This window comes from Arcicella rosea (genome assembly GCF_014204325.1).
In the GTDB taxonomy this organism is placed as follows: domain Bacteria; phylum Bacteroidota; class Bacteroidia; order Cytophagales; family Spirosomataceae; genus Arcicella; species Arcicella rosea_A.
Genome location: NZ_JACHKT010000008.1, coordinates 27979 through 49743, shown reverse-complemented (window position 1 = coordinate 49743; position 21765 = coordinate 27979). Strand labels below are relative to the sequence as shown.

Genomic DNA, 21765 nt, shown 5'->3' with positions numbered 1-21765 from the left:
AGATTATAAAAAATGAAAAATTAAAACCAAAGCCCCCTGTAAAAGCATCGTTCCATCCAAAATACCATAATGATAAAATGACCATTTTTGAAGGCTTTTACTATTTAAAATAAACAAAGTACTGATTGCTGAAAGTGCGAAAGCTAATAAAATGAAGGAAACAGAATCGTAATAATGCAGAAGACTTACAATAAGAAACAGCATTATTAAAGCATTGGCTAAATTCATAGATTTCTTAACACCAATTACCAATGGAATTGTCTTGAGTCCAGATTGTTCATCGCCTTGCATATCTCGAATATCAAATGGAATTGCAATAGCAAAAACGAATAAAAACCTTTCTATTAACATCAGTGAAACATGAAGAAAATCAAAGCTTTTTCCAGATTGAACAATTGGCAAAAGAATCGTAGTAGCCGACCAAACAATGGATATGAGGAAGATTTTTAAGATTGGAATTTCTCTTAATCGGAATAAATATTTTTGATTTTTAAAAACTGGTAGTGAATAAAAAAGTGTAATGAACGCAAAAGGCGAAAGTGTAATCAATACTTCTTTTTTAGCGAAATAAACAGCAATAAGAAAACCCATTACCGAAAAAGCTACCAAAGCATAAAACAGATTCAAATACTCCTTTAGCCATTTATGTTTATCACTATTCAAGGCTTCTTTATTGCTTAGAACCGTAACAAGTCGATGCAAATTATAGTCGAACAAAGTAGCAAAAAAGATGATAAACAAATAAGGATGCCATTGCGGAGGCATCCCTAATTGCAATTGTGTTTCCACCGTCAGAGCAACCGCTGCCAACGAAATGTAAATATTGGTATTGATTAAGAAATGAACGACTTTCAAGGTTTAATTTCTTGTATATTTTAAAGTAAAGACATTGGAAATATCCATTTTCAAATTAAAGTGTTAACAAACCAAAATTCTGCAAACTATTCACAGGTTTATTGAACCAAAATAATTCAAAGTCTTCTAATCCAGCTTTTTCATAATGCGTTTTTATTTCTTGAAAAGTATAAACTTTGTTGTTTGAAACTGCAATTTCTTTCAAAATTTCAACTAACCATTCTCCCTGTTTTTGTTCGACTGAAATATTGAAACTTTCTTTTTTATCGTGAAAAGATAAACTGAGCAGATTTAATACTCTTCCTTTTTGATTTTTAGAAATCAGTTTCGTCATCGGCTTTGTTCCTAACCAAACGATTTTACTACTTGGTTTTAAAGTATAATCTTCTTCTTGATTAATGGCTTGTTCGATATAATTTTTCGGCACTTTTGTTTTTGGTACTTTAAAATCAAACCATTGGTTTAGGTTCATATCAAAACCAATGCCGTGCATAAAATTAAAAAGTGATTTCTTCAAACCATCACTAAACAAACTATGGTCTGTTCCCGTTGGGTCGAGGTGAAAAATATCGTTATTGGCAAATGTGCCAATTTTAGCACTTTCTTTTTGTACTTTAAATTGTTCTGGATACATCCCGACAGGACTGTGAGCCGTCATTGCAAATTGATGCCAAAAGCCTGATTGTAAAATGCCCAATTCAAACATTTGACGTACCATTTCCAACGAATCAATCGTTTCCTGAGCCGTTTGTGTGGGAAATCCGTACATCAAATACGAATGTACCATAATTCCCGCTTCCGTAAAATTGCGAGTTACTCTGCCTACTTGGGCAACGGTTACGCCTTTTTGAATCAATTCCAAAAGTCTGTCAGAAGCTACTTCTAAACCACCAGAAACGGCTATACAACCAGAGGCTTTCAGTAACAAACATAAGTCTGCGGTAAAACTTTTTTCAAAACGAATATTTGTCCACCAAGTAACAGTCAGTTTTCTTCTAAGAATCTCCAAAGCCAAGGAACGCATTAAAGCAGGCGGAGCGGCTTCATCCACAAAATGAAAACCATTCTGACCCGTCTGAGCCATCATTTCTTCCATTCTATCACATAGAATTTTGGCAGAAATCGGTTCGTAAAGTTTGATATAATCTAAAGAAATATCACAGAAAGTGCATTTTCCCCAATAGCAACCATGAGCCATCGTGAGCTTATTCCAACGCCCATCACTCCACATTCTGTGCATCGGATTCACGATTTCAATCACAGAAATATACTGGTCTAAAGGCAAATCTGCATAATCGGGCGTACCTACTGCCGACTGTTTATAATCGTGCGTCTGACTATGGTTGATGTATTTTACTTGCTTATCTACTAAAGTAAAAGTACGTTTTAGCTCTTCCAGTTTTCTCTTTCCATCCAAATGTTCAAGCAAGTTTTCGAGCGGAGCTTCACCATCATCTAAAGTGATAAAATCAAAAAACTCAAATACTCTTTCATCTGAAAGTGAACGTAATTCTGTATTCGGGAAACCTCCGCCCATTGCTACTTTTACTGCTGGGAAATGCTTTTTAATCCATTGTCCACAACGAAAAGCACTGTATAAATTGCCGGGAAAAGGAACAGTAATTGCCACCAAAGTAGGATTTACTTCCTGCATTTTAGCCGCTAAAATCTTGATGAGTAATTCATCAATAAAAGTATAATCTTGCGATAAGGCTTCATACAATTCATCAAAACTATTGGCAGAACGACCCAAACGCTCGGCATAGCGACTAAAACCAAAATGTGAATCGACACATTCGACGATAAGGTCAGAAATATCTTCGAGATAAAGCGTAGCAAAATGCTTGGCTTTATCTTGCGTTCCCATTGTTCCGAAAGCCCAATCCAATTCTTCTAATTGAGCAAAGCGACTGGCTTCTGGCAAAAAATCTTCCTGACAAATCAGATGTGATAAAGTAGGATTTTTACCTTGTAAGAAAAGCATCACCGCATCAATCGTGTGAATATAATGCTCTTTGAGGGCTACAATTCTTTGGGCATTCTCCGTTAAATCTAATTCCAGACTTTCAATTTGAGCAAACAGATTCAACAAACCTTCTTTAGAAAAAAGGCTTAATATTACTTCAATTCCCAAATCAGCCTGATAGGAAAGTATATTTTTAGTATTCAAAAACCCCTTAATATAAGCCGTAGCTGGATATGGTGTATTCAGTTGCGTAAAAGGAGGGGTTATTAGAAAGACTTTTTGAGTGTTCAATGGTTGGTTGATTTTTGGGAAGGACTAAAAGATATTAGACTTTAAGACTGAAGGAATTATTGATAAAGAATGAAGCTTTCTTAAAGTCTTTCAGTCCTAAAGTCCACAAATCTCCTTAAACCTATCTCGCCACTTCAATTTTATACTTCTTTCCTTTCATTTTTTCATCACGAATGGTTTGGAGTAATTCTTTTACTTTTTCTTTTCTTACAGCAGCAAATGAAGTGAAATCTTTTACTTCTATCAGTCCTAAATCGCCTTTTTCGAGTTTGCCTTTTTGCGAGAAAAAACCTACAATATCAACTTTATTCAATTTATTTTTCTTTCCACCACTAATATAAATCGTTAAAAAGTCTGGTGCTTTCGGCAATGGGAGGTTTTCTGCAACTTCCAATTCTTCTAAATTATCATCTACATAAGCTGGACGATGTTCGTTGCGATGAAAAATCAAGTACGATGTTCCTTCTGCATTCATACGTGCCGTTCTGCCATTTCTATGAATAAATTCATGGGCTTGCAATGGCAAATGATAATGAATTACATGCTTCATTGCTGGAATATCCAAACCACGAGCCGCCAAATCTGTTGTAACTAAATAGCGAACACTTCCATTTCTGAATTGAATCAAAGCTCGTTCTCGGTCATCTTGATCCATTCCTCCATGATAGAAAATCGCATAAATACCCATTTCTTGCAATAATTCACAAGTACGTTCTGCGGCATCTCTGTGATTCAGGAAAATGATAGCAGATTCAGAATTTAATGAACAAATCAAATTAAACAAAGCGTCTATTTTATCTTTTTGTTCTGAAATCACCACTTTCATCACCAAGCCTTCTGCTACTTTATCTTCTGGAATAAAATTCAATAAAGTTGGCGAAGAAACACCTGTGAATTCTGGAATTTTGATGCCTTTGGTAGCAGAAACCAATACTCTTTTGTTGAGTTTGCGTAAACCGCCAATGATAAACGACATTTGGTCGTGAAAACCAAGGTCTAGCGATTTATCGAATTCATCCAACACCAAAGTTTTGATGCCATCCAAATTAAAAGACCTACGAGTAATATGGTCGGCAATTCGTCCAGGTGTACCAATAAGTACTGCTGGAGGATTGCTTAGGTTTTTGATTTCGGTAGCCACATCATGCCCGCCATAACATACATTTACTTTATAACCTGTGGACATTTTCTTCCAAACCTGTTCGATTTGTGAAGCCAATTCACGAGAAGGCGTAAGAATTAAACATTGTACAAAAGGTACATCGGGCTTTAACAATTGTAAAATGGGCAATAAAAAACCAATGGTTTTTCCTGAACCTGTAGGAGAAATTAAAAGTACGTTGCTGTCTTCTGAAATGGCTTTTAAAGCCGCTTCTTGCATCGGATTTAAAGTTTCAATCCCTAAGTTTTGAAGGATTTGTGCTGTTGTTTGATTGGTTTCCATAGTACAAAGGTAAAACAAAATATCTGTTTAATTGGACTTGATGGATTTTTGAACAACTGGGTAAAAAGACTTGTCTGTAAAAGGGATTTCTGAGACATATTTTATCTGATGCGAGAGACAAAATATGTCTCGGATGAGATGTTTTGTGTCATCGACGAGATATTTGAAGTCTTCGGAATGTTGTTCTATCTCATGTAAGAGATGAAATATCCCTAAGCAAAATGCTCACGGGCTACTTGCCAAATGATTTTGGGTTCAATCGGCATGATGCCTTTTTGTTGTTGCTGAATTGAAATGTCTGCAATGATTTTCCAATGACGAGCTAAATCTCTGTAGGCATTCCAAACGGTGTTTTTCGGGTCATAGATATGTCCCGGTTCAGAACTAACGCCGTTCAATTCCATGATTTTGATATTTTTTCCTTCATATAAATCTTCGATTGACTTTATTTTCATATCGAATCTTCCATAATGAAAACCCTCAATCGGTAGCGCAATTTTATCAAATACTTGATTCAATTTTTCATTAATCAAGAAATTGTTATCTAAGAATTTTGTACCTCTGCAATGATTTCCTATCGGTTCTAATAATCTTTTTTCTCCTGCTGGAATTACTTCGTGAATCTTTTCTCGCAAACGTAAACGCATCGTTTCAAGTTGAAATCTTGCACGAGTATCGGCTTGCATTAATGTTTCAATGCTGGACTTCCCATCGCCCGTTACCGACAAAAACTCTTTTCTCGTCACTGAACTTACTTGTCCTTTCAGTTGATTTGGATAACGATAATAGAGTACGCCCAATTCAATCTCAAAAGTGATAAATTCTTGAATAATAAAATCTTCTTGAAGGTTTTGTAAATATTTTTCAAGAGTAATTTTGTCAATAATCTTTTCTACTTGTGAGCCTCTTTCACCTACATTGGGTTTACAAATAATGGGGAATTCAAGCTGTTTTTCTGCCAGCCTTTCAAGGATTATGGCTAAAGAAGTTTCTTTTTTTACAAAGAAATAAGTCGGTAAAAAACTCGAAGGAATCTGTTTTAGAATATCTATTTTACTTTCACCGAAGAAACCACCATAGTCTATACAAGGGTCAGCATTGGTGAAAAAAGTAAGCGAGCGAGTACGAGCGGCTTGATACAACCAATAGGGGAGAAGCGGAATGTAAAACATCCACCACGTCCAATATTCAAAATGCGTAAGTTTGATAAGCCAGAGCGGTAATTGTAATTTGTTCATGTTGCAAACTTACGGAGAATCGGGAAATGGTGGATGTCGGGAATCGGACAGTTTTTATTTTTTAGCTCTAGGCTTTTTTACTTTTGGGTTATAAGGTAATTAATAATTACTATCAACAATTCGCTGATTTTTACATGAAACGGCAAAGCAAGAGTTGCCGCTACGAAGTACTAATTTTAAAGCAGATTTCTAATTCCTCATTCACAATTCGCTCATTCACAATTAAAGAAAATCACTCAATCACAATTCACTCAATAAATCACTGTCCCAAATGTTGAATCGTACTTCTTCTAGGAATGGTTAAAATTTGCTTTTGTCGCCCGTCTATATAATGTACTTTTCCGTTGATAAAAAGACCTTGTTCTTCAAGCATGATTCTTATTTCCTTATTTCCCCATTCTGGGATTTTTACTTTAGCATTCAGTTCAATGGCATAAGCAGTATTTTCGTTCAAAGGGTATTCGCCATTGCCCGGCACGCCCCCTTGCATATCCCACATACCAATTGCTGGCCCAGCAGCATGACCATGATAACCTACTGGATGCGAATAAATTTGAGCCACCAAACCATCTTGCTCTGCTTTGCGAAGAGAAAGTGCTAAAATTTGATTGCCCGTCATGCCCACTTTAAAGAAACCCGTCATAATATCTTGTACTTTGTTGCCTGCCGCTAAGGCTTTTCGTAAATATTCAGGTAATTCTTTTTCCTCGGGACGAAGTACGTAAGCTAATTCTTGTACATCAGTATTCAAACGAAGATAAGTAATGCCGAAATCGCAATGAAGTAAATCGCCAGGGAGAATCACATCTTCAGCGGGACGACGGTCGTAAGGCCAATTGGTTTTGTCTGGGTCAGGACGTTGCACATCAACTGTTGGATGAAACCAAGTATCTAATTTTAATTCAGCCACCCTTTCACGCAAATACCAAACTACATCTTCGGTAGTGGTTACACCCGGAACAACTACTTTATCAGAAAAAGCCTCTGCAATAATTTGGTGCGTAATACGGTCAAGGGTTTCATAAAGTGCAATTTCTCTTGGCGTTCTACTTTCCAACCAGCCAACGGCTAGTTTTTCGCTAGAAACAATTTTCTCTTTACTTTTCTGAGATAAGTTTTCTATCAAAGTTTCGTGTTCTGAATGCGAAAGCCCATCAGAATGTGCATACTGTTCAGAAACATCAATCGCAATTTTTTTAGGATTTCTCTCTTCAATTAAGGCAGAAAGACGTTTCCATTGGTTTGGTTCTTCTTCGGGTTTCCATGCCGATTTGAAAATCGTGCCTACATTATAGCGAGCTACCGCCAAACATTCTAAGCCTTCTTTTTCTCCTTTATCATAAATCAACAGAATTGTTCTTCGGCGAGCATTCAGCCAAGTAGAAGGAAGCATCGTTTTGATGATAGGATCTTCGTTGTATTCACGGGCAATAATTAGCCACATATCGATGCCTTGCTTTCGCATCAAAGAAGGCAAAAGTGATTTAAAGCGTTCTTCAAGCAATTGGTCTTGCAGAACAGCTCTGTCTTTTAATGCTAAAATTTTAGGAATATCCTGTGCAAAAAGAGAATGAATCGTAAAAAGTAAGGCAATAAAGGTAAAAGTAAATTTATTCATGATGAAGGATGTTAATGAAATTAGATTCTTATAAAAATAAGGGAATTTCATCAGAGAAGACTTATCATGGGCTGATTTTTTTAAAAGCAGTAGCACGAGTTTCTAACTCGTATCATGCAAAAGATGAAGCATACTTATCGAAATAATGCCAGATACACTTTATCTTTTTTGCCATTGCGGGTGTTTCGGCACCAACAATGGCATTTTTTATTTCTTAAAAGTAAATTCAGACGTTTTACCATTCTCAACACTTCCAAATTTCAATTCTCCATTGCTACTGGTATATCTCAAGTATCCATTTTGTGGGCTACTTGTTGTACCTACTTCAATAAGATTATAAGTATCTCCCGATTTTGTTATATTAAGCTCACCACTTTCTGAATCAAGTGTATCAGTAAGGATTACTGTTTTTAAAATAGCGCTAACTTTATTAACACCAGTTGCTTTGAATTTTAAATAATAAGCAAATTCAGGGTCGCCAATTAAACTAACGGTTTGTCCGTCTTCAACGACTGTGGTAGCTTTCCAAGTGCCAACGAAAGTACTTGTGTAATCTGGCGTAGGTTCATCATCTTTTTTACAGCCAGATATTGTAAATAGAACTACTAAGAGTAATAAAGTTAATTGTTTCATGTGTATGTTATTTTAATTGTTTACGTAAAACTAATGAGAATGCCCTAGAAGCATAACCAATGGGGATTTTCCTTGTCTGGTATGCTCTACCAGACAAAGAAAAAGAATTCACTGTTTTGATCCAAAGACTTAAAAACAGTGAATTTTGATAATAATGCTTCAATATATTAGTACTGCAAGAGCGAAAATCAATTATAGGATAATCTACTATACTTTGATACTCATATTTGTTGCCACTGAAGGTGTTACTTGAAAACCTGCAGGAACTTGTGCATTTTTTCCTTTCATCGTTAAGAAAAGAATACAAACAAGTACTCCTAGTACAATAGATAATGTTTGTTTGTCATCACCTTCTTGATATACGTTTCCTCCAGTCAAGAATACTTCCTGACCATCAGCAGCAGTAACAGATTTAATCTGAATTTCAACAAAACCTTCTTTGCCTAGTCCTTTTGCTTTTTGCGCTCTTAATACTTGTCCTTTAGCTGTAGAACCTGCGGCAATTACTACTTTACCATCTACTTTAACATCATATCTTACTCTAAAATCAATCGTTTGCCCAACTGATACTAAATCTGACTGAATGGTTGATACTGTTTCTAGTGGAATGTTTGTTCCGGCGTTCAACATTATTTCTCCTGTACCACGCATTCTGAACGACATGCAGAAGATACATACTACTAAAAGTAAAGCAGTATGCTTTACATAAATTGATTGTTGGATTTTCTTAATCATTGTTTTTTGTTTAAAAGTTAGAATTAAAAGCTAATTTATTTATGATTGATTTTCGCTGTTGTTCATTGAAACGCTTGGCACTTTTACTAGCACCATAAATGTTGCCAACGTAAAAGCTTATATTGAAAACACCTGTTAAAAGAGCCATTCCATAGTTTTTTTTATGAATACTAGAATAGGTAGCATAGGTTAATAAACCATTTACAAGGAAAGCTGAGAGAGCAGTTTGTTTATGACCAGTATAAGCATACCCAGCACCAGGAATTATAGAGAACATTCCTGCCCAAAAAGGGCTTTTGTCTTTTAATTGCATCGCTCCTTCTGAAAGTAATAGGTTAGCTGCCGATACTTGTTTGTGTGAATCAAACATTGCTAATGATTCATACGAAAGTTTGGCTTTTTGCCATTCGTATTGATTAGCGTATAATAATCCATTCAATAAAATGATTTTAGCTTTGCTAAATTGGTCTCTACTTGATGCTAAAGCCAAAGCATTTTTTTGTAGGGCTTCCTGATAATTCTGTAGTTTGAATTGAATAAGTGCTATCTGATAAATTAATTCAGTATCTAATTTGTAAGCTGTGGGGCATTTGGTTTCATACTCAAATAGCGCTTTTTCGTATTCACCTAAGGCTTTCAAGCAGATTATTTTATTGATAAAAAGGTCTATGTTGAAGGAATTTGTTTGAAATTCAAGCCTCATGATTTCCAACAATGCTTCTTGATAATACTGGTTGTTGATTAACTTTTTGATAAATACAAAACTAGATTCATCACGAGTCGTATCCGAATAAGCAAAATGATATGAATTACGCTGGTAATAAAGTTCTGATGGTGGAGTATCGTATGCTGGATAGTCAAGTAATCTAAAACCGTTACTTCTTAATGTTAGTGCATAATTGTTATGGTCATGTCCACATCTCAATAGGCGGTCGGAAGTCATAACGAAGGCACTCACAAAGTTTGTTTCGCTAAATGTTTTTAAACCATAGTTTGAACAGCTTGGATACATTGGGCATTCTTGTCCACGAATACCACTTATATACTTTTGGTAAAAACCGATATAATCAGTCGTTGAAGATTCTTTTTTATTGATTGAAGCACTAAAATAAGTGTGTTTTGTAGCAACTGATTTTCCGTCAACCTGTTCAGTAAAGGATTGACCATCAGATATTGAGCAAATAAAACAGTTAAATATAATCAGTAGAAAAAGTAAATAGTTATTCATAGAGTCTGTATTTGGGATGCTTACAGCCAATAGTAAATTGACAAATGAAGGGTTTTCAGTACGCAAGGTAGATGAATAGGATTTTCATGAGTCTTTCAACTATTAGTTTGTGTGTTAATATTTAATTAAATAGTGTTATGTAAAGGTTTATTACAAGAAAGGAATAAAGGGCTTTCACTAGAAATGGAGATATTAGTTTTAAGTTTAGTCGTGGTCTTATCCATATTTTTAAATTAGAATTATGAAGTTTTTAAATTAGAACTACTAAGAGTAATAAAGTTAATTGTTTCATGTGTATGTTATTTTAATTGTTTACGTAAAACTAATGATGAGAATGAACGGTCTAGCAGATACATTTCTCATAACAGAAATAGAAAGAATCGGAATTGTTTAAAAGCCAGTAGAAGAAAACATTATGCTATTATTTAAAAACCGATAGTTAGTCCAGCACTGAGTTGTTGATATTCGTTTTGATAAAAAACTGGGCGAAATGATATTTTACCATTGTCGGTATTTTTATTGAATGTTGACACTGCTTGTTTTAGTTTAGCATTGGCACCGCCATTAATCAGCAAGCCAATAAGCGAAACTCCAATTCCACCTGCAAAAAGACCCGTATCAAATTTTCTTCCTGCGATTGCCCCACCAATTGGCCAACCCACAGCAAAGCCGCCAATAAAAGAAAATACTTTGGCAGTACTTAGGCTTGATTGATACGAAGAGAAAAGCTGAGAAATCTCTTGGTTGGGAGTAGTAAGCAAAATTCGTTGCATATCTTCTATTTTAGAATAATGAACGCCTTTGTAAAGAATACCTCCTTTTTGATATGCCACAGTATCTTTTGGTGCTAAAAAATCCTGTGAAAATGAATTGCTAGTAAATAAACAAAGTAATAGAATTAAAGTAATGTTTTTCATAGTTAGTGAAATTTTATGATTGTATGTTATAGGTAATAGTATAATAATTTGTCTCCCACTGGCTTTTAGAAGTACCAGCAAAGATAAGTAAATCAGAAATATTACAAAGAAGTGTTAATAAAGATTTTATTAAGATTTGTTAAGATACATAAAACATGAGTCATCCCGAATTTTAAAATCATAAAAAAGCGGTCAAAACTAATTTTTTGACCACTTTTTTATGATTGATGGGTAATGAATTCCTACTGTTTGAGCGAAGCGAGTTTAGGAATTCTTGAATTTCTTTTGTTACTTTTCTTGTTTCAAGACAAGAAAAGTAAGGACTATACAATAATAAATATAAAAACTGTTCAAATTGTCCTAAACCTCATTATTCAAAGAAAAAATTCGGGATGACTCATGTTTATGTCCGAAATTTGATAACTAAAAGCTCTCTAAATCACTGGAGTAGCATATATTCTTACGTCTTCTAACGTAATCAAATCATTACACATAATTACCAATCTTTCTACTACGTTTCTAAGTTCACGAACATTCCCCGTCCAAGGTAAAGTTTGTAAGTATTCCATGGCTGCTTTGTCAATTTGCTTACTTGGTTGTCCGTATTCATTTGCTACGTCGTCAAGGAATTTATCCACCAATAATGGAATATCGTCTGGACGTTGTTTAAGTGGTGGCACATAAATCGGAATTACACTTAAACGATGGTACAAATCTTCACGGAAGCGTCCTTCTGCAATTTCAACGTGTAAGTTTTTATTGGTCGCTGCAAAAACTCGCACATTTACTTTGATTTCTTTGTCACCACCTACTCTGGTAATTTTATTTTCTTGTAAAGCTCTCAATACTTTAGACTGTGCCGAAAGCGACATATCACCGATTTCATCCAAGAAAAGTGTTCCACCATCTGCTTGTTCAAACTTCCCAATTCTTTGCTTAACGGCAGAAGTAAACGAACCTTTTTCATGTCCAAACAATTCCGATTCTATCAGTTCAGAAGGAATTGCTGCACAGTTTACTTCAATTAATGGCATGGTTGCACGTGTACTTTTTTCGTGTAAACGTTTAGCCACCATTTCTTTACCTGCTCCGTTGGGTCCAGTAATCAATACTCTTGCTTCTGTAGGGCCAACTTTATCTGTAATATCTTTTACTTTTTGAATAGCGATTGATTCCCCCACAATTTCATTCAAACGGTAAACTTTTTTCTTCAACACTTTTGTCTCCACAATCATCTTCCCACGCTCAATGGCATTTTTTACGGTTACCAAAAGGCGATTCAAATCAGGTGGTTTCGAGATAAAATCAAAAGCACCACGCTTGGTTGCTTCAACAGCTGTTTCTACGTTTCCAAAAGCTGAAATCATGATAAACTGTGTAGAACGACCCATTTCTGTTGCTCTTTGCAATAATTCTAGTCCATCTACTTTAGGCATACGAATATCACAAAGAACGACATCGTAGTCGTTCTGTTTGAACATTTCTAATCCTTGTTCACCATCACTTGCTTCGTCGATGTTATAGCCTTCATATTCCAGAATGTCTCTTAGCGCACCTCGAATTGCTTTTTCATCATCAATAATTAATAATTTCGCCATGAATTGTATTGGGGGATATTTTAAGCAGTCTTAATTTGTAAGGGATATTTTGTTGTGAATTTAATAAGGAAATCCTTACAAATAGTTAGAAAAGCCCTCTTTACTTCGCTATTTACATCAAATTTATTAATAAAATTGATGAATTTGCACAAAGAATTAAATTTGGTGTATCCTTTTCTTTTAATTTTCTGCGTCAGTTACAATCAATTCCATTCGATTAAGGATTTCTTTCCTAAAAAAAAATATTGTTTTCTGTTTTCAGTCACCTAGCCGACAATGTGATTGTATAAAGATTTTCAAATTTGTAGCGTAATCAAAAAACAAAAGCAATGAAAAAAATACTTATTTCTTGTCTAGGTATTATGCTATTGAGTTCTTGTGTGAAAGATATAGAACTTGTTCCCGTAAATAATGTTCCAAGTCCTGTAGTCCAAGAAGGTAAACAAGAAGCCACAGGCGTATTTATGAACGGTGTACATGCAGTATCAGGAACGGTAAAAGTAATCAGCGACAGTAAAATGCCTGATAAGAAATATCTTTCTTTTGAGAATTTTAAAACCGATGAAGGCCCAGATTTATACATTTATCTGGCAGAAGATACTCGCTCTACCAATTTCACGAAGGTGATAAAATTAGATAAAACAGGCACATTCGTCTTGGAAATTCCTCAAGAAGCTAGGCTCGACAAACAACAATATGTATTGGTTTGGTGCAAACGATTTAGCGTACTTTTTGGCAGTGCAAAACTTTCTCAGTAAAATCTTTTAATGAAACACTTAAATTGAAGCAAAATGAAAAAAATATTTGTATGTTTATTGTTGAGTCTTGCTACCATCAATGGTTTTTCGCAAGGCTATGAAACCTCTTATAAAACAACTGATTTAGCTTTGGCTGCGGGCAAAGGATTTTCCCCAGCACTGTCTTTTACCCAAATGTTTGGTGTTGGTAAATCTTACCGTTTCAAAATTGGATATGGCGTTCGGCTTACTTCTTTTTGGGTTAATGATATTCAAACAAGAACCGCACCAGCCAGTTTAACATCTGGGAAAGCTAGTTTTGCTGCACTCGTTTCTGATGATATTATAGCTAATATTGACACTTTTTCTTTTAAAAAAGTACAAGTAAATGCCTTAAACCTGTCTATTAATTTACAATATTCACTTTCTCAAAAATTAGAAGCAGGGATTAATATTGATGCAATCGGTTTTACTTTCGGAAGTAAACAATCAGGAGATTTAATTGCTAATGCATCCAAACGCACATTTGCTGATGGGAGCACCGTTTCGGAAGCAAAGCCAACAAACTTTAATTTATTATTAGTGAGTGATTCTGATTTAGGAAGCTTAAATTCAGAAGTATTTCTTCGTTATTGGCTGAATGATAAAATCGGGATTCGTGGAGGTTTGAGTTTCTTTTTTGCTGAATATACTTCCGACAAAAAAGTGGCAGTAGCAAACGAACAAAACGACCGATGGCGTTATAAAAGCCTTTTGCCAATGGTGGCAGTTTCTTTTAAATTTTAAATAGTATGAAAAAAATCTTGATTTGTTTACTCTTCGTAAATATCATCACGAACAGTTTTGCACAACAATGGCGACCAGTAACTGCTGGTGTTTCTTTTAAGATAAAAATGCTAGGTTCTACCGTCGATGGGAAATTCAAGGGCTTTATGGGTGCAATTAAATTCGATACCAAAGATTTAAGTAATGCAAGTTTCGTCGCATCCGTTGAAGTTAATACTTTAGATACCGACAACAATTTGAGAAATAGGCATTTGAAAGAAAAAGAAGATTTTTTCAATGTAGCCAAATATCCTACTATCAAAATGAAATCAACCAAAATAGAAAAAGTAGGAGAGTCTTACATTGGCTATTTTGATTTGACGATGAAAGAAACTACTAAAAATATTAAAGTCCCTTTTACTTTTAAACAAGAAGGAAACAACGCTACTTTTTCAGGAAGTACTACCATCAACAGAAGAGATTGGGCAGTAGGAGGAGGAACATTAGGATTAAGTAGCGATGTAACCTTTACCATTTTAGTAAATGCTGTTGCTCAGTAATTTTGAGTTGTGAAATAAAATAAAACCCCTCAAACGCTCAAGCTTAACGTTCAAGAAATCAATTCAGAAAATATATAAAATATGCTTCAGAAAATTAACATTGAAATTATCGAACAGCTAAGGTATTTGCTGGAAGATTTAGAAGATGTAGTGTATAAAGAAAGCCTAGCACCTTTACACTATCATTCGGTAGGGCAACATGTTAGGCACATCACAGAGTTTTATCAATGTTTATTGAAAGGTTATGAAACAGGCGAAGTAAATTATGATGCTCGTGAACGAAATCTGAGGATTGAAGTAGATAAAACTTTTGCATTGGAAGTGATAACAGCTGTAAAAAGTCGCTTGAACTTTTATCAAAACGATAAACAATTAATATTACAAACAGCTTTTGGTTTAGAGGACGCAATATCCATCCCTAGTAGTTTTTTCCGTGAACTTACTTATTTGATAGAACATACCATTCACCATTTGGCAATTATCAAAATTGGTTTGAATGAAGTATATCCTGAAATCCAGATTGCTCCAGATTTTGGTGTAGCTCATTCCACCATCAAGCACCGCAACATGCAGAATGCCTGAACATAATTTTAAAGACCTTTATCACCATTATGAGTAGTCGATGGAAAATAAGGGAGGGTACTTTTCGAATTAAATAAAGGTATTTCAATGTTTTAATTCGTAGTGTCGGGTTGCTCATCATTCATAATTCACAATTCATCACTCTTAATATAATGTGCGTACTTACTTATTTACCCAAGCAAAACGGTTTCTTTTTGACGAATAATCGAGATGAAACCCTTGCTCGTCCAAAAGCCATTCCACCCAAGAAATACATATTAAATGGGAAACAAGTGTACTTTCCGAAAGACGCACAAGCGGGAGGTACTTGGTTGGCTACTTCTGATGATTTTACATTGTGTTTATTAAATGGTGCTTTTGAAAAACATCAATCTAATCCTCCGTATCGACAAAGCAGGGGACAAATCATCCTTGATTTCTTTCAATACGATGCGCTCGATACTTTTTTAGAAGCCTACAATTTTGAAGGAATTGAAAACTTTACATTGATTATTATTCAAAATGTTAATGATGAAGTAAATTTAACTGAGATTCGTTGGGATGGTGAAGTATTATATCGTGCCGAGAAAGATAGTCTTTTGCCACATATTTGGTCGTCGGCTACTTTGTATAGTGATGAAATTAGGCATCAAAGAGAGCAATGGTTTACTACTTTTCAGGAACAATTTCCAGCATGTAGTGCTGAAGATTTACTTAATTTTCATTTGAACGGAGGAACTGGAGATAATCATAATGATATGCGAGTAAACCGAAATAATGAATTGGTGACACAATGCGTTTTTCAGGTAGTGAAACAAAATCATTATTTATCATTTTCTTTTCATGATTTACTTTCCGAACAAGCATTGCGTTATAGAGTACTCTGAACATTCAATAATTCTGTGAAAACATCAATGCTTAATTCCCCTACTATTTTTCCCTTTACTTGAATAGCAATATCATCCTGATTTTTGATTAATTGAAGTCTTCCTTTAAATAGCCTTGTATCATACTCTTCCAGAAAATGATGCAACTTTTTCTTACTTTCAATTCTACAGACATATTCTTCGTCGTTAGTAAAAACAACTAATCTAAGTTTTTCCTGATGTGGAAAAATATTGAATGTAAAAGCAGGAGCTTGTAGTTGTATCATAGCGAATAAGGATTGTGTTGATGAATTTTCTAATCAAATTAACCTATCTGTATAAAATAATTAATCAAATCATTTAATTGTTCGGTTTCTTCATCAAATTTCAAGACGATTCTTGATGTTAATCTATCAACCCAATCCTCAATTTCAACAAAGCTTTCTAATTTGTTTAGGAATGTTAAATGTTGATTGCTCTCGTTCAATTCATCAAAGAAAAAGAGTATGTCAGTTTTAAAACTATCAGCATAATTATCTTGAATACTATTCAAATAGTTTTCTAAGTAGGATATTTTCTCGGTTAAACTTAGCATATGAACAGAATGAGAAATTACAATATTTAATATTATTGAATATTTGCCTCTATCACTCTTTCCCAAGTTGTTATTGCAGGTAAATACTGTTGAAATAATTTGAGATTTATGTCATCTATTTTTTCAAATAATTTTTTAGTATTTAAAGTGAATTTTAAATCAATAGATTCTATAAAGTTTTGTGCTAAAGTTACTTCATAATAGAACTCAGTTTTAGAATTACTTTTACCCTCAATGTCAGATTTATGTTTTAATGTTATTGAGCTAATTTCACCGTAAAAGCCATTCAATTTAATTGGTTTACTTCTTCCACCTGAATAGAGTATTAACCTTTTTGCATCGAACAAGTTAATAGGAAAATCTCTTATAGTATTTTTATTTTCAATAGCATGGAAATAAAACTTATTAGTACAATTTAGTTTTTTTATTTCTTTTGCTTGACAAAACCCAAGTACAACTTTGATTGTTTCGTTTGCTTTTTCATTATCGAGAAACTCCGTCAGCCTTCTGGTATTTATAAAATCTGCTATTTTATTTTTGTAAAATTCTGCAATTTTAGGGTTTTCTATTTCTATTTTTCTATTTTGACTAATATTTAAAAAAGTTTCTTCTTGGTCAATTCCTAAGAACCTTCTATTTACCAAGTTTGCTGCAATTCCAGTTGTGCTACTTCCTGTAAAAGGGTCAAGTATCCAAGCATTTGGTTTTGTTGAAGCTAGAATTAATCGAGTTAGTACTGAGAGAGGTTTTTGTGTAGGATGTTTTCCACAAGTTTTTTCCCAGTGTGCAATAGCAGGAAGTTTCCAAACGTCTTTCATTTGTTTGTCATTATTCAATTGTTTCATTAACTCATAATTGAAATAATGAGGAATCTTTTCATTTTTTCTTGCCCAAATGATTTGTTCTGTTGAATATGTAAAATATCGACAAGAAAAATTAGGAGGAGGGTTTGTCTTTTCCCAAGTAATTACATTTAGAATTTTAAAACCAAGTTCTGTGAGTATCTGACCTACTGAAAATATATTGTGCATAGTCCCACTAATCCAAATCGTAGCATCATCTTTCATTTTATCTCGAACTAATGAAAGCCATTGACGATTGAAGTCGTTTAGATAGTCAAAGCCCTGTGATTTATCCCAAGTACCTTTATTAACACTCACAATTTTTCCACTTTGAATAGAAAGCCCATCATTAGAAAGAAAATATGGAGGATCTGCAAAAACCATATCAAACTTATGTTCAAATTCGGGTAAAAGCTTCATTGTATCACCATGAAGGAGATAAAAGTTTTTATCTGAGGATTTGAAATATGTGTTTAGCATTAGCTTTTCCTATTATGGGTAGCAATAGAAACAATTTTATAAATATCTTCATGTGCTTCAAGGGCTTTCAAAAGCGACTTAAACATAAAAGCACTCGACAAATTGGTCTTTTCTTGTACCATCAATAATTTAGCAATTAAGTATAGAAACTTAATACTGTACTCCCCTTTATTCGCTAATTGAGGATATTTAGAAGCTTCATTATTCGCCTCTTTCATTAGACCTTCAACATTCAGAAGAATATTTCTGTCTTCATCAGTTGCTAAGGGTCTTATTTGGGTATCCCATAAGTTAATGAGAAAAGAAAGAAATGTTTTTGTCTCTTCCTCATTATAGTGCATTTTTATAATTACATCCACAGCCCAATGAATATGCTTTGGTGTTCTTATTCTTGACCAACCAGATTTACTTTTGGGGTCTTTTTGTCTGTATCGTAATAATAAATCAAAATGTGATAATGAGCCTTGATAAATACCAAGAATATATGTGTCGTTTACTTGAATAATTGCTAAAGGTTCTTCCTTTTTAACTATCATGTGAGGTAAAATAGACATAGCTTTATTTTAAAATTTCAGTTAGAATATTATTTTTTAACATTTCTAAATTCAACAAATAATCCGCTTTATCAAAATATTCTCTCAATGGTTTTAATGTAGATTTCCATCCAGCACCATCAGTTATCCAAATAAATTCAATTCCTTGTTTATTCCAGTAACGATTCATCTCAATATATTCAGTAGCTGTTGATTTTAATTTAGAACCACCACCACCATAAAAGTTACATTCAATAAAAAATAGTTTTCCATTTTTATTAATGGCAAAATCTAATTGTCGGGATGACTTATCCACAATGACATCTAATCCCCAATGCTGTTTAATTTTTTTTGAGGTCGCTTGTGCTAAGTATTGTAAACCAAGATTTTGACAAGTATCAGCAACGAACTCTTCAACTAAGCTTTCCATTAATGTACCACCTCTGTTTTTTCTACCGTTACTATCTAATCCAACTTCTATACCAGTAGCATAATCAACTAAGTTTTTTACTTTTTTATCTCTTAGAATTTCACCAATACCAGAATTAACAACGAAATAGGCTAACTCTTTACATTCCTCATCTGTGAGTTTCTTTCGAGTAAAAGAATAGTTTTTGTAGATGAATTTTTTAGTATCAATGAGAATATCTACAGATTTTTCTCGAATAGCAATAAGTGTTGGAAAAGCTTTTACTACTTCTGGATATTGTTTGATTAAATCGAATGCCTCTTTTTCAATATCTTCTTTACCGATAAGGAAGTTTAATAGGTTTAGCTCTTTTTCAATAGGCTTGATGTTGCTAAATACCTTCAGCCAATTAACAAAGTAATCCCATTTAGTGATTTTTTCTTTAAAAGAGTGTTTTATTTTATCAAAAAGTTCATCTTCATTTTTAAGATTAAGCAGGTTGCAAAGCTTGTTCATATTTATAATTTGTAATTAATAGTTCGTTTAACTCTCCTCTTTTTTCGGGATTAGCATTAATACTTCTTCTTGCTTTTACTCTTGTGATAGCAAAATTTGCATAAATATCATCAAAGAAATTATCATTAATATCTTTCCCTTTTACATCTGAATTACTGAGTATCCAATTGTGTCCTAATGAATCTAATTTTGAGCAAAAGTCTCTTAATCTAATTTGTTCATCATCATTAAAAACATCTTTAGAATATGAGTTAAAGCTTGATGTTTCACTAAGGGGTTTGTATGGAGGATCAAAATAGAATAAAGATTTTGTATTGGCTTGCTCTAACGTTTGTTCATAGTCACCACAAAGAATTTCTACTCTTTGTAAAGCATTACTAACGGCTAAAATGTTTGTCTCATCACAAATTGTAGGTTTCTTATAACTACCCATTGGTACGTTATACCCATTGTTTTTATTCACTCTATATAATCCATTGAAACAAGTTCTATTCAAAAAGATAAATAGAGCCGCTTGAACACTTTTCTCTTCTTCTCTATTATTATACATCTCTCTTCTTTGATAATAATAGAGCTTTTTATCCTCTGGCTTACTTTCTAAATCATGAAATTCATTTTGAAGAACTCGTAAGGTTGAAATAAGTTCATGAGGTTTTGATGCTATAATTTTATAGCTATTTATTAAATCTTCATTAATATCGTTAATGACTGCATGTTTTAAGTTTGGGAAGTTGTCAAGCATCCAAAATAACACCGCTCCACTTCCAACAAAAGGTTCAATATATGTGAATTTTGATTTAGTAATATTATAAGGAAGCGACTTTTTAATCTCACTTATTAATTGAGTTTTTCCCCCTGCCCATTTTAAAAAGGGTTTTGCAATATGGTCTTTTTTATTATTCATTAATCTTTGTTTCAATTGTCACATTTTATCAAAAGTAAAAAAACAATCTTACCATTACCACTACATCATTCATTTTTTATCAAATGGAATGTCATTTTCCCTTTCTCTCCCCAAAAACACCACAGCCCAAACTTTCGCTTGGGCTGGTACTACTGCTTTAATATCTCACCTTTGCTATGAAACAAACCTCATGAGTATATCTGAATATATCAACATGGGTTCGACACCAATTCCTGCCATTTTTACAGCATATTGTGTTCCCGGAGTTAGCCCAACAAACATGTGTGTTTTGGTGCTGGCAAATTCCGTCTGCCAAATGCTAGTGTTACTCACGGGTGCTGTCGTTATTTGATAAACGTAAGATTTTGCACCATCTATTTTATCAGAACTAGCAATCAAAGTCCCAGAAGCTGGACCATTCTCTACTTTAAAATTGCTTGGTCTTTCTAAAATGCCTATAGGTGCTCTACTTTTCTGAATATCAAAACCCGAACCTTGGGCAATGACTTCATTATTATTGCAGTTTGCCTGCACATACAGTCCTAATAACCTTAGTTTGGCTTCCAAATCCTTACGGGCTTCGTTTTTAACTAAAGTTTGTTGTTTTCCGCCTGTTTCATTGGCTGAAAGTGCATTGATATAAGCATTTCTGCTTGCTACAATTTCTGCTAAAGAAGGTTGTGGATTTGGGAAATTGGTATTTCCCGTCAAGCTGTTGATGATGACAAGACTTTTAGTGTCTAAATCGTCATCTCTTAATTTTGTGAAGCTAATGATGATTCTAATTACTGACATGGTAATAGATGGTTTTTTTGTGTTAAACTATCGACTAACTACTGAGATATTAAAACAAGGTGTAAGTGAGCGTAGTACTTGTTCTAATGTTTGAATTTAATAAAAAAAATAATTCAAAAGCAAGTCAAATACCTACAATTCAGCAAATTATCTGATTTATTTATTATACGGTAAAATAATGGTTTGCAATTGAGATGCTTGCCCTAAAATGCCCTTGTTCGGAAATATTTTCCCGCTAATAGAAGAAGTTTTTTCTCTTATAGGAAAAACTGTAAAACATATAAGCGATAGACTTTTTCTTATAGGAAAAACTGTAAAGCATATAAGCGATAGACTTTTTCTTATAGGAAAAACTGTAAAGCATATAAGCGATAGACTTTTTCTTATAGGAAAAACTGTAAAGTATATAAGCGATGAACTTTTTCTTATAGGAAAAACTGTGAAGCATATAAGTGATAAATTTTTTCTTGTAGAAAAAACTTTGAAGCGTATAAGTAATAGACTTTTTCTTGTAGGAAAAACTTTAAAGCATATAAGCGATTATTATTTCCTACAGGAAAAATTTTAAAGTGTATAGGAAAAATTGTAAACACTATACGAAAAAAACTTTTTCGTATAGCATAAAAACTAAAGCAGGTAGGAAATTTTAGTCCGTAAACAAGAAAAATTACATTTCTGA

The 21765-nt window shown here is 33.7% G+C and carries 23 protein-coding genes; 6 read left to right on the top strand and 17 right to left on the bottom strand.

Translation table 11 applies throughout. The annotated features are described in order from the left end of the window. Window positions 1-3: 3 nt before the first annotated feature. From HNP25_RS07240 to HNP25_RS07195, 10 genes are all read right to left on the bottom strand, one after another. Window positions 4-855 carry a UbiA family prenyltransferase gene (locus HNP25_RS07240; protein ID WP_184132593.1) on the bottom strand — a complete coding sequence of 284 codons (852 nt, stop codon included), beginning with the start codon at window positions 853-855 and terminating at the stop codon, window positions 4-6. Window positions 856-910: 55 nt separating this feature from the next. Further along, entirely contained in the window at window positions 911-3112 is a 2202-nt protein-coding gene (locus HNP25_RS07235) for a B12-binding domain-containing radical SAM protein (RefSeq protein WP_184132590.1), read from the bottom strand. 121 nt (window positions 3113-3233) lie between these two features. Next, window positions 3234-4556 carry a DEAD/DEAH box helicase gene (locus HNP25_RS07230; RefSeq protein ID WP_221432428.1) on the bottom strand — a complete coding sequence of 441 codons (1323 nt, stop codon included), beginning with the start codon at window positions 4554-4556 and terminating at the stop codon, window positions 3234-3236. Window positions 4557-4768: 212 nt separating this feature from the next. Further along, the gene (locus HNP25_RS07225; protein WP_184132587.1) at window positions 4769-5794 is read right to left on the bottom strand and encodes an ATP-grasp domain-containing protein; all 1026 of its coding nucleotides are present in this window, start codon (window positions 5792-5794) and stop codon (window positions 4769-4771) included. 259 nt (window positions 5795-6053) lie between these two features. Then, window positions 6054-7412, bottom strand: a complete 1359-nt coding sequence (locus HNP25_RS07220; RefSeq protein WP_184132582.1) for a M24 family metallopeptidase — start codon at window positions 7410-7412, stop codon at window positions 6054-6056. A gap of 207 nt (window positions 7413-7619) precedes the next feature. Then, on the bottom strand, window positions 7620-8045 hold the full coding sequence (locus tag HNP25_RS07215) for a hypothetical protein (protein ID WP_184132579.1): 426 nt from the start codon (window positions 8043-8045) through the stop codon (window positions 7620-7622). A gap of 207 nt (window positions 8046-8252) precedes the next feature. Beyond that, window positions 8253-8780 (bottom strand): hypothetical protein, encoded by a 528-nt coding sequence (locus HNP25_RS07210; RefSeq protein WP_184132576.1) that lies wholly within the window; start codon window positions 8778-8780, stop codon window positions 8253-8255. A gap of 10 nt (window positions 8781-8790) precedes the next feature. Further along, a complete protein-coding gene (gene yidD, locus HNP25_RS07205) occupies window positions 8791-10008 on the bottom strand; it encodes a membrane protein insertion efficiency factor YidD (protein ID WP_184132573.1) in 1218 nt (405 codons plus the stop codon). 425 nt (window positions 10009-10433) lie between these two features. Then, entirely contained in the window at window positions 10434-10925 is a 492-nt protein-coding gene (locus HNP25_RS07200) for a hypothetical protein (protein WP_184132570.1), read from the bottom strand. Window positions 10926-11359: 434 nt separating this feature from the next. Continuing rightward, window positions 11360-12523, bottom strand: coding sequence for a sigma-54-dependent transcriptional regulator (locus tag HNP25_RS07195; protein WP_184132567.1), 1164 nt, complete (start codon window positions 12521-12523; stop codon window positions 11360-11362). Window positions 12524-12852: 329 nt separating this feature from the next. Between HNP25_RS07195 and HNP25_RS07190 the strand changes: the two genes are divergently transcribed. The 5 genes from HNP25_RS07190 (at window position 12853) to HNP25_RS07170 (ending at window position 16033) form a co-directional block, all read left to right on the top strand. After that, window positions 12853-13281, top strand: coding sequence for a DM13 domain-containing protein (locus HNP25_RS07190; protein ID WP_184132564.1), 429 nt, complete (start codon window positions 12853-12855; stop codon window positions 13279-13281). 33 nt (window positions 13282-13314) lie between these two features. Next, complete coding sequence (locus HNP25_RS07185; protein WP_184132561.1) at window positions 13315-14046, top strand: hypothetical protein; 732 nt, start codon at window positions 13315-13317, stop codon at window positions 14044-14046. Between the two features lie 5 nt (window positions 14047-14051). Continuing rightward, complete coding sequence (locus tag HNP25_RS07180) at window positions 14052-14585, top strand: YceI family protein (protein ID WP_184132558.1); 534 nt, start codon at window positions 14052-14054, stop codon at window positions 14583-14585. Between the two features lie 81 nt (window positions 14586-14666). After that, a complete protein-coding gene (locus HNP25_RS07175; RefSeq protein WP_184132555.1) occupies window positions 14667-15167 on the top strand; it encodes a DinB family protein in 501 nt (166 codons plus the stop codon). Between the two features lie 152 nt (window positions 15168-15319). Then, window positions 15320-16033, top strand: coding sequence for an NRDE family protein (locus HNP25_RS07170; protein ID WP_184132552.1), 714 nt, complete (start codon window positions 15320-15322; stop codon window positions 16031-16033). On the opposite strand, the gene HNP25_RS07165 is transcribed toward HNP25_RS07170, so the two are convergent. From HNP25_RS07165 to HNP25_RS07135, 7 genes are all read right to left on the bottom strand, one after another. Further along, window positions 16018-16299, bottom strand: a complete 282-nt coding sequence (locus HNP25_RS07165; RefSeq protein ID WP_184132537.1) for a hypothetical protein — start codon at window positions 16297-16299, stop codon at window positions 16018-16020. The two genes, HNP25_RS07170 and HNP25_RS07165, sit on opposite strands and share 16 nt — an antisense overlap. A 38-nt stretch (window positions 16300-16337) precedes the next feature. After that, on the bottom strand, window positions 16338-16607 hold the full coding sequence (locus HNP25_RS07160) for a hypothetical protein (RefSeq protein ID WP_184132534.1): 270 nt from the start codon (window positions 16605-16607) through the stop codon (window positions 16338-16340). A 32-nt stretch (window positions 16608-16639) separates the two neighbouring features. Continuing rightward, window positions 16640-17929 (bottom strand): DNA-methyltransferase, encoded by a 1290-nt coding sequence (locus tag HNP25_RS21695; protein WP_221432427.1) that lies wholly within the window; start codon window positions 17927-17929, stop codon window positions 16640-16642. Beyond that, window positions 17929-18465, bottom strand: coding sequence for a hypothetical protein (locus HNP25_RS07150; protein WP_184132531.1), 537 nt, complete (start codon window positions 18463-18465; stop codon window positions 17929-17931). The genes HNP25_RS21695 and HNP25_RS07150 overlap by 1 nt, the downstream gene beginning before the upstream one ends. Window positions 18466-18487: 22 nt before the next feature. Beyond that, complete coding sequence (locus HNP25_RS07145; protein ID WP_184132528.1) at window positions 18488-19387, bottom strand: type II restriction endonuclease; 900 nt, start codon at window positions 19385-19387, stop codon at window positions 18488-18490. Continuing rightward, window positions 19362-20291 (bottom strand): DNA adenine methylase, encoded by a 930-nt coding sequence (locus tag HNP25_RS07140; RefSeq protein WP_184132525.1) that lies wholly within the window; start codon window positions 20289-20291, stop codon window positions 19362-19364. The genes HNP25_RS07145 and HNP25_RS07140 overlap by 26 nt, the downstream gene beginning before the upstream one ends. 174 nt (window positions 20292-20465) lie before the next feature. Beyond that, a complete protein-coding gene (locus HNP25_RS07135; protein ID WP_184132522.1) occupies window positions 20466-21086 on the bottom strand; it encodes a fibronectin type III domain-containing protein in 621 nt (206 codons plus the stop codon). A gap of 208 nt (window positions 21087-21294) precedes the next feature. On the opposite strand from HNP25_RS07135, the gene HNP25_RS21690 reads away from it, so the two are divergent. Continuing rightward, window positions 21295-21654 (top strand): hypothetical protein, encoded by a 360-nt coding sequence (locus HNP25_RS21690; RefSeq protein WP_221432426.1) that lies wholly within the window; start codon window positions 21295-21297, stop codon window positions 21652-21654. Window positions 21655-21765: the final 111 nt, after the last annotated feature.

Coding starts and splice junctions, on each gene's coding strand:
- HNP25_RS07230 (WP_221432428.1), bottom strand. CDS start 4,556: ATGGAAACCAATCAAACAACAGCACAAATCCTTCAAAACTTAGGGATT.
- HNP25_RS07225 (WP_184132587.1), bottom strand. CDS start 5,794: ATGAACAAATTACAATTACCGCTCTGGCTTATCAAACTTACGCATTTT.
- HNP25_RS07220 (WP_184132582.1), bottom strand. CDS start 7,412: ATGAATAAATTTACTTTTACCTTTATTGCCTTACTTTTTACGATTCAT.
- HNP25_RS07215 (WP_184132579.1), bottom strand. CDS start 8,045: ATGAAACAATTAACTTTATTACTCTTAGTAGTTCTATTTACAATATCT.
- HNP25_RS07210 (WP_184132576.1), bottom strand. CDS start 8,780: ATGATTAAGAAAATCCAACAATCAATTTATGTAAAGCATACTGCTTTA.
- yidD (WP_184132573.1), bottom strand. CDS start 10,008: ATGAATAACTATTTACTTTTTCTACTGATTATATTTAACTGTTTTATT.
- HNP25_RS07200 (WP_184132570.1), bottom strand. CDS start 10,925: ATGAAAAACATTACTTTAATTCTATTACTTTGTTTATTTACTAGCAAT.
- HNP25_RS07195 (WP_184132567.1), bottom strand. CDS start 12,523: ATGGCGAAATTATTAATTATTGATGATGAAAAAGCAATTCGAGGTGCG.
- HNP25_RS07190 (WP_184132564.1), top strand. CDS start 12,853: ATGAAAAAAATACTTATTTCTTGTCTAGGTATTATGCTATTGAGTTCT.
- HNP25_RS07185 (WP_184132561.1), top strand. CDS start 13,315: ATGAAAAAAATATTTGTATGTTTATTGTTGAGTCTTGCTACCATCAAT.
- HNP25_RS07180 (WP_184132558.1), top strand. CDS start 14,052: ATGAAAAAAATCTTGATTTGTTTACTCTTCGTAAATATCATCACGAAC.
- HNP25_RS07175 (WP_184132555.1), top strand. CDS start 14,667: ATGCTTCAGAAAATTAACATTGAAATTATCGAACAGCTAAGGTATTTG.
- HNP25_RS07170 (WP_184132552.1), top strand. CDS start 15,320: ATGTGCGTACTTACTTATTTACCCAAGCAAAACGGTTTCTTTTTGACG.
- HNP25_RS07165 (WP_184132537.1), bottom strand. CDS start 16,299: ATGATACAACTACAAGCTCCTGCTTTTACATTCAATATTTTTCCACAT.
- HNP25_RS07160 (WP_184132534.1), bottom strand. CDS start 16,607: ATGCTAAGTTTAACCGAGAAAATATCCTACTTAGAAAACTATTTGAAT.
- HNP25_RS21695 (WP_221432427.1), bottom strand. CDS start 17,929: ATGCTAAACACATATTTCAAATCCTCAGATAAAAACTTTTATCTCCTT.
- HNP25_RS07150 (WP_184132531.1), bottom strand. CDS start 18,465: ATGATAGTTAAAAAGGAAGAACCTTTAGCAATTATTCAAGTAAACGAC.
- HNP25_RS07145 (WP_184132528.1), bottom strand. CDS start 19,387: ATGAACAAGCTTTGCAACCTGCTTAATCTTAAAAATGAAGATGAACTT.
- HNP25_RS07140 (WP_184132525.1), bottom strand. CDS start 20,291: ATGAATAATAAAAAAGACCATATTGCAAAACCCTTTTTAAAATGGGCA.
- HNP25_RS07135 (WP_184132522.1), bottom strand. CDS start 21,086: ATGTCAGTAATTAGAATCATCATTAGCTTCACAAAATTAAGAGATGAC.
- HNP25_RS21690 (WP_221432426.1), top strand. CDS start 21,295: ATGCCCTTGTTCGGAAATATTTTCCCGCTAATAGAAGAAGTTTTTTCT.